General features: G+C 71.4%; 12 protein-coding genes and 1 pseudogene. 8 read left to right on the forward strand and 5 right to left on the reverse strand.

From position 1 onward, the window contains the following. Positions 1–167: 167 nt before the first annotated feature. Together KBY32_RS11100 and KBY32_RS11105 are read left to right on the forward strand one after the other, a co-directional pair. A complete protein-coding gene (locus tag KBY32_RS11100) occupies positions 168–413 on the forward strand; it encodes a hypothetical protein (protein ID WP_108710274.1) in 246 nt (81 codons plus the stop codon). Beyond that, a complete protein-coding gene (locus KBY32_RS11105) occupies positions 413–790 on the forward strand; it encodes a hypothetical protein (protein ID WP_055620330.1) in 378 nt (125 codons plus the stop codon). Before KBY32_RS11100 ends, KBY32_RS11105 begins: the two co-directional genes overlap by 1 nt. Positions 791–909: 119 nt before the next feature. On the opposite strand, the gene KBY32_RS11110 is transcribed toward KBY32_RS11105, so the two are convergent. The 3 genes from KBY32_RS11110 to KBY32_RS11120 form a co-directional block, all read right to left on the reverse strand. After that, positions 910–1,416, reverse strand: a complete 507-nt coding sequence (locus tag KBY32_RS11110; protein ID WP_308293693.1) for a DUF664 domain-containing protein — start codon at positions 1,414–1,416, stop codon at positions 910–912. Beyond that, positions 1,413–1,820 (reverse strand): VOC family protein, encoded by a 408-nt coding sequence (locus tag KBY32_RS11115; RefSeq protein WP_308293694.1) that lies wholly within the window; start codon positions 1,818–1,820, stop codon positions 1,413–1,415. The genes KBY32_RS11110 and KBY32_RS11115 overlap by 4 nt, the downstream gene beginning before the upstream one ends. A gap of 164 nt (positions 1,821–1,984) precedes the next feature. Beyond that, on the reverse strand, positions 1,985–2,878 hold the full coding sequence (locus tag KBY32_RS11120) for a LysR family transcriptional regulator (protein ID WP_210979787.1): 894 nt from the start codon (positions 2,876–2,878) through the stop codon (positions 1,985–1,987). A 102-nt stretch (positions 2,879–2,980) separates the two neighbouring features. On the opposite strand from KBY32_RS11120, the pseudogene KBY32_RS11125 reads away from it, so the two are divergent. From KBY32_RS11125 to poxB, 3 genes and pseudogenes are all read left to right on the forward strand, one after another. After that, positions 2,981–4,068: pseudogene (locus tag KBY32_RS11125) on the forward strand (alcohol dehydrogenase catalytic domain-containing protein). Between the two features lie 208 nt (positions 4,069–4,276). Then, a complete protein-coding gene (locus tag KBY32_RS11130; RefSeq protein WP_210979788.1) occupies positions 4,277–5,065 on the forward strand; it encodes an acetoacetate decarboxylase family protein in 789 nt (262 codons plus the stop codon). Positions 5,066–5,140: 75 nt separating this feature from the next. Continuing rightward, positions 5,141–6,883: a ubiquinone-dependent pyruvate dehydrogenase gene (gene poxB / locus KBY32_RS11135; RefSeq protein WP_210979789.1), complete on the forward strand. Its 1,743-nt coding sequence runs from the start codon at positions 5,141–5,143 to the stop codon at positions 6,881–6,883. Between the two features lie 7 nt (positions 6,884–6,890). On the opposite strand, the gene KBY32_RS11140 is transcribed toward poxB, so the two are convergent. After that, complete coding sequence (locus KBY32_RS11140) at positions 6,891–8,267, reverse strand: pyridoxal-dependent decarboxylase (protein ID WP_210979790.1); 1,377 nt, start codon at positions 8,265–8,267, stop codon at positions 6,891–6,893. A gap of 200 nt (positions 8,268–8,467) precedes the next feature. Between KBY32_RS11140 and KBY32_RS11145 the strand changes: the two genes are divergently transcribed. Together KBY32_RS11145 and KBY32_RS11150 are read left to right on the forward strand one after the other, a co-directional pair. Continuing rightward, positions 8,468–9,034 (forward strand): PadR family transcriptional regulator, encoded by a 567-nt coding sequence (locus KBY32_RS11145; RefSeq protein WP_210979791.1) that lies wholly within the window; start codon positions 8,468–8,470, stop codon positions 9,032–9,034. A gap of 78 nt (positions 9,035–9,112) precedes the next feature. After that, positions 9,113–10,837: an acyl-CoA dehydrogenase family protein gene (locus KBY32_RS11150; protein WP_210979792.1), complete on the forward strand. Its 1,725-nt coding sequence runs from the start codon at positions 9,113–9,115 to the stop codon at positions 10,835–10,837. A 95-nt stretch (positions 10,838–10,932) separates the two neighbouring features. Here KBY32_RS11150 and KBY32_RS11155 read toward each other — a convergent pair whose 3' ends face one another. Beyond that, complete coding sequence (locus tag KBY32_RS11155) at positions 10,933–11,394, reverse strand: hypothetical protein (protein ID WP_147304327.1); 462 nt, start codon at positions 11,392–11,394, stop codon at positions 10,933–10,935. 204 nt (positions 11,395–11,598) lie between these two features. Here KBY32_RS11155 and KBY32_RS11160 point away from each other — a divergent pair, with 204 nt between their 5' ends. Next, positions 11,599–12,870, forward strand: a complete 1,272-nt coding sequence (locus KBY32_RS11160) for an acyl-CoA thioesterase/bile acid-CoA:amino acid N-acyltransferase family protein (protein WP_210979793.1) — start codon at positions 11,599–11,601, stop codon at positions 12,868–12,870. Positions 12,871–12,890: the final 20 nt, after the last annotated feature.

The following is a 12,890-nucleotide window of genomic DNA, read 5'->3' on the forward strand; positions in this document are numbered from 1 at the left end:
GGTGGGGGAGTTGAGGTGGGGAAGGTGTGCACCTTGGGCGTGGGCGATCACGGCGGACGAGGTCGGATCTGCTCGCCGGGGTGGTGGCGGAGGGGGCCGGTCCTGCCCGCCGGGAAGGGTGACTCCGGGCCTTCCATTGACCTGGTAACAGCTGTTACCATGCCCGCATGGCGAAGACACAGCTGGGCGCGCGCGTGGACGAGGACATCGCCGAGCTCGCGAAGAAGAGGGCCGCTGACCTGGGCCTCAGCGTGGGGGACTATCTCGCCCGGCTGGTGCAGGACGACGCCAGCGGGCTGCGCGCCCGCGCGGTCGAGGCCGCCGGACGCTTCCTCGCGGAGCACCAGGCGATCTTCGACGAGGCCGAGGACGGCGAGCGGACGCGGGCGGCCGGCGGAGTGCGCGCCGCCTGATGGACCTGCACATCGACGTCCCCTGGATCCTGCAGGTCACCGAGATCGCCGGGGCGAACGACCCCGCGCCCGACGACTACGGCGTCCCCGTCTCGGCGGTCGCCCGCCACCGGGCCGAGCTGTTCGAACAGCCCGTCTACGACAGCCCGTACGCCAAGGCCGCGGCCCTGGTGCACACGCTGGGCCGCTGCCGTTGGCTGGAACGCTCCAACATGGCGGTGGCCGCCGCGACCGGCGTCATGTACCTCGAGGCGGCCGGCATCACGGTCAAACCGGCCCGCGAGCACGCCGTCGCCCTGAAGGACCTGCTCCTCGACCCGACGTGCACGGCGGGACGGATCGCGGAACTGCTGCGCGGGTGGCCTACGGCGACCTGAGGGGCGGCGGCCTGGGGGCACCCCCCTGAGGGGCAGCGTCCTGGGACACCCGTCATCCGGCAGTGGAAGTCAGACCGAGGGCGCGGTGGTTCGACTACGACCTGGGCTGAGCCGTCCTCTCAGGTCAGGACGAGCCATCGCCGGCCGTCGAGGAGTTCGCGTGCTGCGTCCAGGTGTCCGGCGTGGCACGCGGTCTCGGTGATGACGTGCAGCAGGACGTCCCGGAGGGTGTGCAGATGCGGGGCGCCGAAGAGGTGGTGGGGCCACCAGGCCAAGGGGGCGTCCGCGTCCGCGGCGGCCACGACGGCGTCGGAGAGCTCCGCCTCTGCCCGGTACCGGTCCAGCACCTCGGTGTGGGGGACATCCGGGGCCACCTGCCAGGCGTCCTCGACCTCGTCCAGGGCGTCGATGACAGCCTGATCGCCAGTGAGGACGGCCCGGAACCAGAAGCGTTCGACGTCGAGCGAGAGATGCTGGACGAGCCCCAGGCAGCTCCACCCCGACGGCAGCACGGGCCGCCGCAGCGCCTCCGGTTCCAGTCCGTCGAGAATGCCGAGGACATGGCGGCGCTGTGCGTGCAGGAAGGACAGCAGGACCTGCAGCTCTGTCTTCGCGGGGGCGGTCACTTGGCGATCTCCCAGATGTGGCCGCCCGGATCCTTGAAGCTGGCGGTGCGGATGCCCCAGGGCCGGTCCGTGGGGCCGTTCAGCAACGTCACACCACAGGTGGTCAGTTCCTTGCACATCGCGTCGACGTCGGCCACGGGCAACGTGAGTTGAACGCGGGAGCCGGTGTCCGGGGCGGCGACGCGCTCCGGGTGGATCAGCTCGTGCGCCGCCGTGGACCGCAGCAGGTTGATGAGGGTGTTCCCGAAGCTGAAGACGGCCGACTCGTCGTCCTCGTACGTCACGGGGAGACGGAACACGTCACAGTAGAACCGCTTCGTGGCCTCCAGGTCCTCCACGAACAGGGTGATGGCACTGATGTTGCCGGGCCACGGGCTTTCGGGTGTCGTATGGGTCACGGACACGCATGATTTCGTACAGGGCCGCTCTCGCCCAGCGTTTTCGGGGATCGGCTCCCCGGCCTCAACGGGACGTCAGGGCGGGTGACAGGTCGGCGCGGACCCGGCGTAGGGCGGACAGCGGGTCCCGCGCACGGGTGACCGACCGTCCCACGACGACATGTGAGGCGTCAGACGGCGGCCATGATCGCCCGCGTGACCGCCGTGACGGCCGGAGTCGCGTGGCCCGGCAGGCGGGCCACCAGCACCCGGCGGACCTCGGGCGACGCCCCGTCGACGTGGACCAGGCTCACCCCGGGCGGCAGCAGCGGCGCGAGGCGGGCCGGCACGGTCGTCACGCCGAAGCCGCCCGCGACGAGCTGCAGCTTGGTCAGCCAGTCGCGGGTGGAGTGGACGACGCGCGGGCGCCCGGGCAGGCCCGGCCAGACGCCGAGCAACGGCTCGGACCGCGACGACGGGGCGGCGATCCAGGGGGCGTCGACCAGCTCGTCCACGTGCACCGACGTGCGGCCCGCGAACACCCCGGTCGCCGGGACCGCGACGACCAGTTCGGTGTCCTCGACGGTCTCGGTGTGCAGCCGCGGCAACTCGTCGTCCGGCGGCCGGTGGGGCGGGCGCGAGGTCAGTACGGCGAGATCGATGGTGCCCGCGCGCAGTGCCCGGGTCAGGCCGGGCGTGGTGCCCTCGACGGTCGTGACGGTGAGGTGCGGATCGGACGCGGCGAGCCGCCCCAGCATGACCGGCAGGACGACCGAGCCCGCGCTGAGGAAGACCCCGAGCCGTACGACCTCGGTGCGCGGGGCGGTCCCCGTGAGATCGCGCTCGGCCGCCGTGAGGGTGTCCAGGATCGTGCGGGCGTGCCGCAACAGGGTCAGCCCGGCGGGGGTGAGCCGTACGCCGTCCGAGCGCCGTTCGAACAGGGTGGCGCCGGCCTCGCGCTCCAGCGAGGCGGCCTGGCGTGACACCGCCGACTGCGTGTAGCCGAGCCGGGTGGCCGCCGCGGTGAAGCTGCCGGACTCCGCGATCTGCTGCAGGACCCGCAGGCCCGTACTGGAGACGTCCATGCCGTATACGCATACCAGGCATGCCCGACCGTCGCTTCCCGCATGCCCCGTCACCTTCTAGCGTCGATCACGGGAGCAGCGACGAAAGCGGAGGTCAATGCCATGCGAGCAGCGGTTCTGACGGAGTTCGGTGCCCCGCTCACGGTGCGGGAGGTACCCGATCCCGAGCCGGTGGGCGGGGAGGTGCTGGTCGAGGTGCTGGGCACGTGCGTGCTGCCGTACGCGGCCGACGTCTTCGCCGGCGTACGGAACTACCCCCTCGTCCCGCCGGTCGTGCCCGGCCTCGGCGGCGTGGGACGGATCGTGCACACCGGTCCGGACGCCACCCGGCTGCGCGTCGGTGACCTGGTCTGGTGCGACCCGACGGTGCGCTCCCGGGACGACGTCCTGACCCCCGACATCGCCCTCCAGGGCTGGAGCTCCCGCGGCGAGGGCGGTGCCGCGCTCGCCCGGCATCTGCACGACGGCTCCTTCGCCGAGCTCATGCGCGTCCCGACGGAGAACGTCTTCCCGCTGCCCGCCGTCGCGGGGGACGACCCGGCCCGCTGGTCGGCGCTCGCAGTGCACGCCGTGCCCTACGGCGGCCTGCTCGCCGGTGGACTCCAGCCCGGCGAGACGCTGCTCGTCAGCGGCGCCACCGGGAACTTCGGCAGCAGCGCGGTCGCGGTGGGGCTCGCGATGGGGGCGGGCCGCGTGGTCATCCCGGGCCGCAATCAGGCCGCCTCGACCTCCTCGTCGACCGCTTCGGGCCGCGTGTACGTCCCGTGACGCTGACCGGGGACGAGGCCACCGACCGCACCGCCATGTCCACGGCAGCCGACGGCCCGATCGATCTCGTCATCGACCTCCTCCCGCCGAGTGCCCCCAGCTCCGCGACCCGCGCGGCGGCCATGACCGTACGGGAGTACGGGCGCGTCGTCCTGATGGGCGGCGTCGGCATGCTCGGCGGCGACGACCTCGCGCTGCCCTACCCATGGATCATGCGCAACTCGATCACCGTGCGCGGGCAGTGGATGGCACCGCGCACCGCCAACGTCGGTCTCATACGGCTCCTCGCCTCGGGCGCCCTCGACCTCGCCCCCGAGCGCCTGCGCTCCTTCTCCCTCGACGCTGTCAACGAGGCTGTCACCCACGCCGCCGCGCACCCCGGCCCGTTCGACCGCACGGCCCTCACTCCGTCAGCTGCCTGACCAAACCCGCAACGAGCCGACCGACGCCGTCAGTTCAGGTGGACGGAAACCGAATTGCCGTACCGAGAGAAAGGCTGCGGCGGCTCCCCAGGCAACGGTTGGGCATCCAGGCTATTTTGGTTCGGTACACCCCCCCATGGGGGATAAATCAGGCTCGCGCACGTACAGCCGTATGCCTGCTCATCTCCGTATCCGGCTGGAGGTCTCCATGCTCAAGGGATACACTGTGCCGCTTTCTCCCAAGGGTGAGGCGAACGGGGCGATGGCGCCTCCCTGGCATTACGCCGGGGACGTGGTGGGGGTCGAATTCTGGACCGATCCCGCGGCCGCGGAGGCCACCCTTCCCGAAGGTCTGTCCCCAGATCCGGAGACGTCCGGCCGGGTCGTCGCCTATTTCTTCGACTGGCAGTTCAACGGGGAGAACGACGAATACCTCGACCCGGTCTACAGCCAGTACCGCGAGTTCTTCGTCCTCGTCGACGCCCACTACGACGGACAGCCCGTCTCCTGGTGCCCCTACATCTACGTCGACAATCACCACGCCCTGGCACGCGGACTGGTACAGGGATTCCCGAAGAAGATCGGGCAGGTGCATCAGACGCGAGTCTTCGCCTCACCGGGAAAGGCGTCCCCCACGCCGGCGCCCGGCGCCCGGTTCGGGGCCAGCGTCTCCTGCGACGAGCGGACGCTCGCCCAGGCCCGGGTCACCCTGGAGAAGCCACTGGATGACCCGTCGCCCCTGCTGAGCCGCGCCACGATCAATCTTCGGCACTTCCCGACCCTCGAAGTGGGCAAGTACGACAAGCCGGCCGTGCACGAACTCGTGCGCATGGACTACGGCGATCAGCAACTGGCCGAGGTGTGGATCGGCAGCAGCGAGATCGAGTTCTACCCGGCGCCACGCGAGGAACTCGCCGATCTCCGCCCGGTCCGCTCGGGCATGGGATTCCGGGGCTCGATGTCCTACAACGTGACTCAGGTATTTCCGCTGGGCTGATCCCGGCCGGACTGCCGCACAGAAGTCTTCTGACCGTGGGGCTCGACTCGTCCCGGAACAGTGAGGTGCCGACAGATGAGCACGACAGTTGCCGACTGTGTGGTGGAGGCCCTCGCTGCCTCCGGAGTCCGCCGCGTCTACGGTCTTCCGGGTGACTCCCTCAACGGATTCACGGATGCGCTGCGCCGCAACGGCACCATTCGCTGGGCTCATGTACGCCATGAGGAGAGCGCGGCGTTCGCGGCGGCCGGGGAGGCCGCGGTCACCGGTGAACTCGCCGTGGTGGCGGGCAGTTGCGGTCCCGGAAATCTGCACTTCATCAACGGCCTTTACGACGCTCAGCGAAGTCGCGTCCCGGTGCTGGCGATCGCCGCCCACATTCCGGCCGAGGAGATCGGCGGCGAGTATTTCCAGGAGACCCATCCGCAGGAACTGTTCCGCGAGTGCAGCGTGTACACGGAACTCGCCGCGACGGCCGAGCAGGTCCCGCGGCTGCTGCGGATCGCGATGCGCACGGCCCTCGAACGCCGGGGCGTGTCCGTCCTCGTCGTCCCGGGCAACATGCTGCTCGCCCGCGGCGACCTCGCGGCGTTCTCCCACCCCGTCCGGGCCACGACCTCGCACATCACCCCGGACACCGCCGCCCTGGAGGCGGCCGCCGACGTACTCAACCGCGCCGAGCGGGTGACGATCCTGGGCGGAGCCGGATGCCAGGGAGCGCACGACGAGGTCATGGCCCTGGCCGGGGCACTGAAGTCGCCGATCGTGCACGCCCTGCGCGGCAAGGAGTTCCTGGAGTACGACAACCCGTACGACGTGGGGCTGACCGGGCTGATCGGCTACAGCTCCGGCTACCGCGCGATGGAGCACTGCGACGCCCTGCTCATGCTCGGCACGGACTTCCCCTACCGCCCGTTCTATCCGCCGTCCGACGTCCCGGTGGTCCAGGTCGACATCCGCGGGGAGCACATCGGACGCCGGGTCGGGGTGAAGGTGCCGCTGGTCGGCACGGTCAAGGACACCGCCGCCGCCCTGCGGCCGCTGATCCGGGCCAAGGGCGACACCAAGTTCCTCGACAAACTCACTGGCCACTACCGCACGGTGCGTTCCCGCCTGGACGACCTCACCGAGGCCAAGCGGTCCGCGTCGGTGATGCACCCTCAGCAGGTCGCGGCGGCCGTCGACCGGCATGCCTCCGCCGACGCCGTCTTCACCGCCGACGTCGGCACCCCCACCGTCTGGGCCGCGCGCTACCTCACGATGAACGGCCGACGCCGGCTGATCGGCTCCTTCAACCACGGCAGCATGGCGAACGCCCTGCCCCAGGCCATCGGCGCCCAGTGCGCGTCGGGGCCGGGCCGTCAGGCCGTCGCGCTGTGCGGGGACGGCGGACTGAGCATGCTCCTGGGCGAGCTGATCACCCTGCGCCACCTCGACCTTCCGGTGAAGGTCATCGTCTTCAACAACCAGGCCCTGTCCTTCGTGGAACTGGAGATGAAAGCCGGCGGCATCGTCAACTACGGCACGGAGCTGGAGGATCTGGACTTCGGGGCGATCGCCCGCGCCGTCGGCATCTTCGGAGCCCGCGTCGACCGCGCCGAACAGCTCGAGGAGACCCTGCAGAAGGCGTTCGCCCACGAGGGGCCCGCGCTCGTCGACGCACGGACCGCCCGCCAGGAGCTGTCCCTGCCGCCGAACATCACCTTCGAGCAGATGAAGGGCTTCACTCTGTTCGCCACCCGCACGATCCTCACGGGCCGCGGGGACGAGATCGTCGAGCTGGCGAAGACCAACCTCCGTCAGCTCCCGCTCATGTGAGGTTGCGTCAGAGGCCCTGCGCCTGTCGCACCATCGCCGCGACCGAGCGGTCGACGTCCGCCTCGGTCGTGGCGTGGCCGGACACCGAGATACGCATCAGCCGCCGTCCGCGCCAGGTCGTGGCGCCCACCCAGCAGGTGCCGTCCTCCTGCACCGCCTGGACGACGGCGTCGGTGCGGGCGTCCGACCCGAAGCCGACGAGGACTTGATTGAGCGTCACCTTGTTGACGACGTCGAAGCCCGCCGTGGACAGGCCGTCGGCGAAGCGCCGGGCGAGCGCACAGCAGCGGTCCACGAGCTCGGCGACACCGTCCCGCCCGAGTTCACGCAGCGCCGCCCAGGTCGCGAACCCGCGCGCCCGGCGTGACGACTCCGCCGTGTAGTCCGCGCCCCCGGCCGGCGTCGCCTCGGCCCGGGTGAGATAGGACGCGCTGTACGACAGCGCCTCGGCGTGGACGGCGGGACGGGAGCAGAAGGCGTACCCGCAGTCGTAGGGCACGTTGAGCCACTTGTGACCGTCGCACGCCCAGCTGTCGGCCAGTTCGGCCCCGTCCACGAGATGCCGGGTCGCCGGGCTCGCCGCCGCCCACAGCCCGAACGCCCCGTCCACATGCACCCAGCCTCCGCGCGCGTGCGTGAGGTCGCAGACCGCGCGGAGGTCGTCGCACGCTCCGGTGTTCACGTTCCCGGCCTGCGCGCAGACGATCGTCAGCGCGTCCGGGTCGGCGGCCAGGACATGGCGCAGGTCCTCGATGTCGAGCGCCCCGCGTTCGTCGGCGCGCACCGGCTGCAGACAGTCGGTGCCCAGGCCGAGCAGCCGCAGGGAGCGGTCGACGGTGGCGTGCCGCTCCGCGCCCGCGACCACCCGCAGGCGCGGGGCTCCGCCCAGGCCCTTGCGTCCGACGTCCCACCCCGCCTCCGCGAACAGGTGCTGCCGGGCCGCCGCGAGTCCGGCGGTGTTGGCCGCCTGGCCGCCCGTGACAAAGCCGACGGAGGCCGTCGCGGGGATGCCGAGCAGCTCCTTGAGCCGGGCTCCCGCCGCCTCCTCGGCGGCGACCGCGGCGGGGGAGAGCACCGCGTTGAAGGCGTTCTGGTCCCAGCCGGCCGTCAGGATGTCGGCGGCGGTGGCGGCGGGCAGGGCGCCGCCCACGACGAACCCGAAGAAGCGCGGCCCCGCCGACGCGACCAGCCCCGGATCGGCGGCGGCCACCAGCTCGTCGATCACCGTGCGCGGGTCGGCGCCCGGGCGGTCGAGGGGTGCGGAGAACGCGGCGCGCAGAGCCGCGTGGTCCACGGGCCGGGCCACCGGCCGCTCGGACAGCGAGCGGCGGTAGGCGGCGGCCTGCTCGGCGGCGTGGCGGAGGATCTGCGTCAGCTCGTCCATGGCGGCACCGTAACCAGCCCGTCCGGACGGCCGGAAGCGGCCGATCGGGGACGATCGCGCACCCGGGGGAGCCGGAAAGCCGGAAAGCCGGCGGTCGGAACGCTGGAAGCCGGGCATGACCTGGCCGACACGTGTCGCGTGACCGGTGTCTCACCCCGCCCACGTTGCTATGCAACGAGGTGCATAGCAGGATCGGGGGCATGGCGCTCGAGCACGCGATCCTCGTCTCCCTGCTGGAGAAGCCGGGCTCCGGCTACGAACTGGCCCGCCGGTTCGAACGGTCCATCGGCTACTTCTGGACCGCGACCCACCAGCAGATCTACCGCGTGCTCAAGCGCATGGAGAGCGACGGCTGGGTCGACGTCCGGGACGTCCCGCAGTACGGGCGTCCGGACAAGAAGGAGTACTCGGTCGCCGCACCCGGACGCCAGGCGCTCTCCGGCTGGCTCGGCGAGCCGACCGAACCCGAGAGCGTCCGCCACGACCTCGCGGTCAAGGTGCGCGGCGCCGCCTTCTCCGACCCGGCCGCCCTCATCGACGAGGTCGAGCGGCATCGCCGGGCCCACACGGACCGCCTCGCCCACTACCGCGCCGGAGAGACCCGCGACTTCGGGACACCCCCGCCGGACGGCGCGCTCGACGCCGAACGGGAACTCCAGCACGTCGTACTGCGCGGCGGCATCGCCTACGAGCAGATGATGATCGCCTGGCTCGACGACGTACTCGCCACGCTCGCCCGCTTCCGGACCGACGACACCGACGGCTGACGCAACAGCGAGCCCTTCCGGGCCACGACGACGCCCGGACCCACCCACCCTCACCCTCCCAGCCGAAAGGCGGCTTCCATGGCCGACGCGCTGCTCTTCAACCCGCGCACCTACGACCCCGCGCACTTCGACCCCGAGACGCGCAGGCTGCTGCGCGCCACCGTCGACTGGTTCGAGGAGCGCGGCAAGCGCCGGATCATCGAGGACTACCGCACCCGCGCCTGGCTCGGCGACTTCCTCGCCTTCGCCGCCAAGGAGGGCCTGTTCGCGACCTTCCTCACCCCCGCGTCCGCGGCGGGCGACGGTGAGGACGACAAGCGCTGGGACACCGCCCGGATCGCCGCGCTCAACGAGATCCTCGGCTTCTACGGCCTCGACTACTGGTATGCCTGGCAGGTCACGATCCTCGGCCTCGGACCCGTCTGGCAGAGCGACAACGCCGCCGCCCGCGCCCGCGCCGCCGAACTGCTCTCCCAGGGCGAGGTGTTCGCGTTCGGCCTGTCCGAGAAGACGCACGGCGCCGACATCTACTCCACCGACATGCTCCTGGAGCCCGACGGCGCCGGCGGCTTCCGGGCCACCGGCTCCAAGTACTACATAGGCAACGGCAACGCCGCCGGACTCGTCTCCGTCTTCGGCCGCCGCACCGACGTCGAGGGCCCCGACGGCTACGTCTTCTTCGCCGCCGACAGCCGCCATCCGGCGTACCACCTGGTCAAGAACGTCGTCGACTCCTCGAAGTACGTCAGCGAGTTCCGCCTCGCGGACTACCCGGTGGCCCCGGAGGACGTTCTGCACACCGGCCGGGCCGCCTTCGACGCCGCCCTGAACACCGTCAACGTCGGTAAGTTCAACCTGTGCACCGCCTCCATCGGCATCTGCGAGCACGCCATGTACGAGGCCGTCACCCACGCGCAGAACCGCATCCTCTACGGTCGTCCCGTCACCGCGTTCCCGCACGTGCGCCGCGAACTGACCGACGCGTACGTCCGGCTCGTCGGCATGAAGCTGTTCAGCGACCGCGCCGTCGACTACTTCCGCACCGCCGGCCCCGACGACCGCCGCTACCTCCTCTTCAACCCGATGACGAAGATGAAGGTGACCACGGAGGGCGAGAAGGTCATCGACCTGATGTGGGACGTCATCGCCGCGAAGGGCTTCGAGAAGGACAACTACTTCGCGCAGGCCGCCGTCGAGATCCGCGGGCTGCCCAAGCTGGAGGGCACGGTCCACGTCAACCTGGCCCTCATCCTGAAGTTCATGCGCAACCACCTCCTCGACCCGGTCGCGTACGAGCCCGTCCCCACCCGCCTCGACGCGGCCGACGACGACTTCCTGTTCCGGCAGGGCCCGGCCCGCGGCCTCGGCTCGGTCCGCTTCCACGACTGGCGGCCCGCCTTCGACACCTACGCCCAGCTGCCCAACGTCACCCGCTTCCGCGAACAGGCCGACGCGCTCTGCGAGTTCGTCCGTACGGCCGCCCCGGACGAGCAGCAGAGCCGGGACCTCGACCTGCTCCTCGCCGTCGGCCAGCTCTTCGCGCTGGTCGTCCACGGGCAGCTGGTCCTGGAGCAGGCCGCGCTGTCGGGCCTCGACGAGGACGTGCTCGACGAGCTGTTCGCCGTGCTCGTACGGGACTTCTCCGCGCACGCCGTCGAGCTGCACGGCAAGGACTCCGCGACCGAGGACCAGCAGCGGTGGGCGCTCGGCGCGGTCCGGCGCCCGGTCGTCGACGGCGACCGCTCCGACCGCGTCTGGCAGCGCGTCGAGGCGCTGTCGGGGACGTACGAGATGATGCCGTAACGCCGTCCGACTGAACGGCCGGCGTCACGACGAGACCTGGCCCGGGGCATGGTTGCTCCCGGGCCAGGTCTCGTGCCGACTTCGGTCGGCACCTGTCACCAGACCCCGCTGCGGACGTACGGGTTCACCGCGTTCAGGTTGCTGTCGTAGCTGGCCCGGAACACATAGTTCGGGTTGGCCTGCGTGAGCCACCCGGACGTGTGGGTGTAACCGGTGCCGTCAGAGAGGTAGGTGGCGTCGGCGAAGGACCAGCTCCGGCCGCCGTCCGTGCTGATGTCGAGCCAGACCCAGCCGCGCGGGTCCCAGCCGGACCCCTGGATCCGCCCCCAGCCGTACTGGTAGCCGCCGTAGTAGCCCGAGCGGATCTCGATGGTGATGCTTCCCCTTTGGTTCGGGGCGTGGGTGAGGCGGTTGGTCGTCACGAACACCTGGTCGGTGTTGATCGTGCCGGGTGGTGCCGCGTGCGCGGGCGTGGCGAGCGCCGAGACGCCCAGCGCGCCGAGCGACCCGGCCACCGCGGCGGACCCGGCCGACCTCAGCAACGTCCTTCGATCCATGGAGCGGCTCATCAGTTCCCCCTGTTGAGACCACGGTCAGAAAAAACGGCCCGAGAAAGCGGTCCGAGAAAAGACGCGGGCGCCGGCCGGCGCACGACGTCTACGCCGACCCTAGGCGCGAGAACCGGATATGCCCTCCTGACAGTTGTCAGGACGACCAATCCGGCGTTGATGTCCCGTGTTCCTGTGGGAGAGACTGTCGGCATGAGGCGTACGGGGGTGCGCACGGCGCTCGGTGCCGTGTTGATGGCGGTGCTGGCGGGTGCGGCGTGTACGGCGGAGGGGCCGCCGAAGGCGAGCGCGAGCGCCCGTATCGAGGTCGACAAGTCGATGGCGTTCGTCGACGAACCGGTGCGCCTCCGTGTGACCGGGCTGCACCCCGACGAGCGGGTGACGGTGACGTCCCGTGCCGTCGACCGCGACGGGCTGGCCTGGTCCGGCCGGGCCCGGTACACGGCCGACGGCGACGGCGTCGTGGACCTCTCGCGACGCCGCCCCGACAGCGGGACGTTCCAGGAGACCGACGGCATGGGCCTGTTCTGGTCGATGCGCCCGCACAAGGGGGAGGCGGACGAGAGCTGGTTCTTCCCCGGCGCACCCACCCGGCGGCCGTCGTACGAGGTACGGCTCTCGGTGCGCGGCGGCGGCCGGGAGATCGCCCACCGGACGGTGACCCGGCGGTGGATGGCCGACGGAGTACGGCACCAGCGGCTCACCGTCGCGGACGACCAGGTCGACGGGCTGCTCTTCCTGCCGGCGCCCGGAGCCGCCCGCAAGGCGCCCGTCCTGCTGTTCGGAGGGTCGGAGGGCGGACGCGGCTTCGACCAGGAGGCGGCCCTGCTCGCCTCGCGCGGCCATCCTGCCCTCTCCCTCTGCTACTTCGCCTGCGAGGGGAAGGGGAGGCCGAAGGAGCTGCGCGACATCGAGCTGGAGTACTTCGTCCGGGCCGCGCGACTCCTGCGGAGCCGCTCCGGTGACGGGTCGGAGAAGCTCGCCGTTATGGGCGCGTCGCGCGGCAGCGAGGCGGCCCAACTGCTCGCCCAGTACCACCCGGAACTCATCCGGGACGCGGTGGCGCTCGCGCCCGGCACCCGCACCGTGTTCGCGGCTGCGGGATCGGCCGAGGACCACGTGAGCTGGACGCGGGCGGGCCGCCCCGTGCGGCTCGACCCCATCCCGCTGGACCGGGTGCGCGGCACGGTCCTGGCCGTGGCGGGCGGCAAGGACCGGTTGTGGCTCTCGGCCGACGCCGCCGCGAGCATCGCCGGACGGACCAACGCCTCCGGAGCCCGGCACCGGGCCCTCACCTACGAGGGAGCCGGTCACGGCGGCGTCGGCGTGCCGTACCAGGCGTCGGGCCGGTACGTCCACGACCCGGCGACGGACCAGTGGGTGGCCCTGGGCGGCACCCCGGCCGACGACGCCGAGGCCAAGGCGGACAGCTGGCCCCGGATACGGAGCTTCCTGAGCCGGTGACGCTCCCCGCTGGACCTGGC

Source organism: Streptomyces sp. RK62 (genome assembly GCF_018070255.1).
In the GTDB taxonomy this organism is placed as follows: Bacteria; Actinomycetota; Actinomycetes; order Streptomycetales; family Streptomycetaceae; genus Streptomyces; species Streptomyces nigra.